This window comes from Synechocystis sp. LEGE 06083, assembly GCF_015207725.1.
Lineage (GTDB): Bacteria > Cyanobacteriota > Cyanobacteriia > Cyanobacteriales > Microcystaceae > Synechocystis > Synechocystis salina.
Genome location: NZ_JADEWJ010000307.1, coordinates 1 through 4,192, shown reverse-complemented (window position 1 = coordinate 4,192; position 4,192 = coordinate 1). Strand labels below are relative to the sequence as shown.

4 protein-coding genes are annotated in these 4,192 nt (G+C 49.0%); all 4 read right to left on the bottom strand.

The window, feature by feature from the left end; all coding sequences use genetic code 11:
• Positions 1 to 369: putative toxin-antitoxin system toxin component, PIN family (locus IQ219_RS17380; RefSeq protein WP_194073445.1), on the bottom strand; the 369-nt coding region annotated here is incomplete at its 3' end.
• Entirely contained in the window at positions 366 to 650 is a 285-nt protein-coding gene (locus tag IQ219_RS17375) for a hypothetical protein (protein WP_194018804.1), read from the bottom strand. The genes IQ219_RS17375 and IQ219_RS17380, both read right to left, overlap by 4 nt.
• Before the next feature lie 204 nt (positions 651 to 854).
• Positions 855 to 1,241: a hypothetical protein gene (locus IQ219_RS17370; protein ID WP_190597762.1), complete on the bottom strand. Its 387-nt coding sequence runs from the start codon at positions 1,239 to 1,241 to the stop codon at positions 855 to 857.
• Positions 1,242 to 1,369: 128 nt separating this feature from the next.
• The gene (locus IQ219_RS17365; protein ID WP_194073444.1) at positions 1,370 to 3,715 is read right to left on the bottom strand and encodes a ribonuclease R family protein; all 2,346 of its coding nucleotides are present in this window, start codon (positions 3,713 to 3,715) and stop codon (positions 1,370 to 1,372) included.
• Positions 3,716 to 4,192: the final 477 nt, after the last annotated feature.

Here is a 4,192-nt window from a genome sequence, read left to right as displayed (position 1 = left end):
ATTTTGATACGTTCCGAGAATGAGCAAATCGCTGTCGCCACTGATAATGGCATCGGCCTGGGAGGCGATCGCCGTTGCCAAAACCATGGCATCTTTAGGATCCCGCAGTTCGGGAACTTCCAGGGGCTGGATAGGGAAAATAACGAAAATTTCCTGCATTCCGATCAGAATATCTTCCGATGTTAAAGAAAGTATTGCGAGCCTCTTTTGCAGTTTACGATAACTTAAAACTTTTTTTAACTCCTGCAAAATTTCTAAGGACGTACAACTGCAGACTTCTCCTTTCTTAGCCAACTCTATTAACTCTTTGGGTAAACCTTGCCATAACCACGCCGATAGCCAAAGGTTTGTGTCCAAGACAACCTTCATGATGCCGATTCTCTCTCAAGACGATTTTCATGACGTACTTCTCGGACAAGTTCGCAAATTTCTTCCATAATTTCATCGGTAAGTTCCTCACCATCCCTACTTAAATTTTGTCGCCACTGTTCCCAATCAAATTTAGGGATTTTTGTTAGTTCGATGGTATCTTCTTGAACCGTAATTCTATAGGTTTCACCGGGAACAAGTTTGGATCTAATTTCCGGGGGAAGCTCTAAAGTTTGTTCTACTGTGACGGTGGCGGTGAGAACTTGCTCGATGATGCTCATGGTCTGGAAAGAAAAGCAAAGATTACCACTACCATCATAGGTTACCCAGCCCAGGCAAGAATTTAATGCTTGCCCTGCCGGAACTACAGTGCTCTTTAATTAGTGTTGGCCGAGTGCCCTAACTCCTCTGCCATCAGAGAATGGTCAAGACACCTCACCATCGTCTGTGTGCAAGCTCAGAAATTTTCGCTGCCCCTTGCCATTTTATTTTTTCAAATCCTTAGCCATCTGGCGGAACATATCCAAACTGTTGTCGCTGGAACGGCGATCGTCGTTTGCGGGAGTGGTGTTGGCCGGAGATGGGGCGGAGTCTGTTTGGGCACTGGGGGCCGGCTGGCCATTGGCCTGGATTTTTTTCACTTCCATGGCAGAAACTTCCTTCACCACTTCCCCCCCTTGGGAATTAAGGGTTTTAGGAAAACTCCGTTTAATTTTGATTGGAGTCCGCATATATTCAGCATTGCCTAAGCTCTTGGCATCGTCGGTTTCGAGGAAAAATGCCTCTTTTTTTTCTGGTTGAGCGCCGGGGTTGGCTTCAATATCTTCGACGTACCGTGCTTTTTTACCAAATAAGCCAAATAATCCGGCCATTGATCGTTGCTCCTGGGATAATTGTTAAAATTTATTGCGAATTGTTAAATTTTAGCAACTTTTGCCCAGGCGACAATGGCCTTTGCCCTAGTCTGCTTTGGTTTGCAGGATTTGTCCCTGGACAACAGCTAGAAAATTACCGCCCCCCCTTCGTCATCATCGCCATCGTCCATGGCATCCCAATCCATGGTCTCATCCTGGTCCTGGTCATCTCCCTCTTCGTCATCATCATCCAAATCAATGTTGGCAGAACCTTTGGGGGCATTGTTAACTGCTCCGAGGTCAATTTGTTGACGGTAATAGTCCACACTGCGCACCTGCACGTCCACCTCGTTGCCTAAGCGGTAGGAAGTACGACTTTTGCGTCCCACTAGGGCACATTGACGACTGCGGAACTCATACCAATCATCTTTGAGGGAACTAACATGGACAAGGCCTTCAGCTAGTAGATCGAAAATTTGCACAAAGAAGCCGTAGGATTGGACGCCAGTGATTAACCCCCGGAAAATTTCCCCGGTGCGAGCTTTCATTTTTTCGGCTTTTTTCAGCCCCAACAGATCTTTTTCCGCATCTTCGGCGGTTTGCTCCCGGTCATTGAGTCCCAAGACCAACTGGTGCAAATCCCCTTCAATGGTTTCTTGGAGGTTGGGCGGCAACACATTCCAGCTAATTTGGTTGCGGCAGGTGTGGGCATTGAGCTCTACCCCAGTTTTCATTTGTTTGGTACGGCGATCGCGCCCCTCCGCCAATACGAGTTTCAGTAACCGTTGCACCACCAAGTCCCCATACCGTTGGGCCGGAGAAACACAGTGGGTATAACCGGAGTCGTAGGCGAGGGCAAAGTGGGGAGCGGGGTGGCTAAAGTACTTTTCGAGTTTGAGGGTATTGGCCAGCAAATGGTTTAACACCGCTTTAGCTGGCAGGGACTCAAATGCTTGGCTGAGGTGGTGGTAATGCTGGGGAATAATGTCCCCTTCTAGGTCAATTTTTACGCCTAAATCAAGGTTTTCCGCTAATTTAACAATGTCCGTCAGATCTTCTGCCTCCGGCGCTACTTGCCCACAGTAGAGACCCGGTATCCCCAGGGCTTGGAGTTGGAGAGCCACTTCCCGTTGCAACACCACCATCAGTTCTGCTAACAAGCTACGAATGGGTAGGGTTTCTTGGGTCATGATCACCCCTAAACGGCCCTCATCCAGGCGGGGGGAAGCCGTTTCCGTTTGGAGGTTGAAACTGCCCCGTTGCAGGCGTTGGGACTTTATTAGGGGGCAAATTTGGAAGAATAGTTCCTGGAGTAGACCGCTGTAGGGTTTCAAATCGTCATTGACGGATTCAATATCCGCCAGGGCCGTTTGCACTCCGCTGAAGTCCAGTTGGCGATCAATTTTGACCACACTGCTGTGGTATTCAAACCCTGTTACTTCCCCCCGGTCATCCACTGTGAGAAAGAAGGATAGGGCCAAACGATCTTCATCAGGGATGAGGGAACAGCGTCCGGTCAATCCTTCGGGGAAAAGGGGGCAAACCTGTTCTTCTAGATATACGGTGGTGCCCCGTTTACGGGCTAACTGGTCCAACAGACTATCTTCGGCGATGTAGTGGGCAATGTCGGTGATGTGAATGCCCACTTGCCATTGATTTGGCTGACTTTCTAGGCTCAGGGCCACTTCTTGCCAGGGTAAGGTTTCTCCCCGGAGGCGATCGCCAAAGGTAACTAACTGGAGTTTGCGGTAATCTTGCCTTTTCTTCAGTTCTCCGGGTTCAATTACCTTGGGCAAATTTTGCAGAGCTTCGATGGCTTCGGGAGTCCAACCTAGGGGTAAATCATGCTTACAGGAGACGATATCGGTATCGGCAGCGGCCTCAGCGTCACTACCCAACACTTTGGTAACTTCCCCTAGGGGCGGGTGCTGGGCAATGGGATAACGGAGAACGGAAACATGGACAAGGTGGTCCACTGCCTCTGCGAGGTTTTGCTCTTCGTCTTTGAGTTCTAGCTCAAATAGCAAGCGGTCATCCAGGGGCACAGCGCGGTAATTATCTTCGCTTTTTTTCACCTGGGCTAACAGAGAGGGGTTGGCCCGATCAAGAATGAGATGGACGGCCCCTTCTGGGGATTTGCGGCGGGTACCGTCTTTAATCACTTTGACCAAAACCCGATCGCCGTTCCAGGCATTGCTGAGATTCCCTTCCCGGACATAAATATCGGTGGCATCTTCATCGTCTTGGATGGCAAAACAAAAACCCTTACTGGAGCAACGCAGCCGTGCTTCTACCACATCTTCCCGGGATACCCGTTTGTATTTCCCCCGCTCCTTGACCAGTACGCCCATTTTTTCTAGGGCATCGAGGACAATCTGCAGGGCTTCTATGGCCTCAGGACTTTCACAACCTAATTTTTTTTCGAGAAATTTACCCGCTACTAATTTGTCATCAACAAAATAGGACAAAAGTGTGGCGATCGAATAATCCATGAAACTGAATCCTGAGGTGGGCTTACGGGGTGAAGGGAAGCGTTAGGATTGCCGCGGTTTGCCATTGCCCATAAAGTTTGTAGTGGAAAGCCGTCCTCAGTAAATTACTGAACTATGTCAACTGCAGATGTACAGATGTTTGGAACGGTGTTTCCCCCTCCCCCAATCCCTGGAAGGTGGGCGAGCCATGGCGGAGGGCAAGTAAACAAGTATTAAGGGCAATGCACCGATGGAAGCAAATCCGACGATGACAATCCATAACAACCCTCAATTGTATCAAAGAGGACGTCAACTTTGTGGTTGGGGCCTGTTGGTAAAGTTTAGGTTGACGCCCTAAATGGGGATTTTGATCCCCTTTCCCTCTGAGGTTAGATAGGGCAGGGAAAAGTTTAAAATCTCCTCTTAGTACGGGCTGCTTAACGGCTGTGCTGGGCCGCTAGAAGTTCATTAGCCCTGGGTTTGTAGAGCAAATAGAAC

Coding starts and splice junctions, on each gene's coding strand:
- IQ219_RS17375 (WP_194018804.1), bottom strand. CDS start 650: ATGAGCATCATCGAGCAAGTTCTCACCGCCACCGTCACAGTAGAACAA.
- IQ219_RS17370 (WP_190597762.1), bottom strand. CDS start 1,241: ATGGCCGGATTATTTGGCTTATTTGGTAAAAAAGCACGGTACGTCGAA.
- IQ219_RS17365 (WP_194073444.1), bottom strand. CDS start 3,715: ATGGATTATTCGATCGCCACACTTTTGTCCTATTTTGTTGATGACAAA.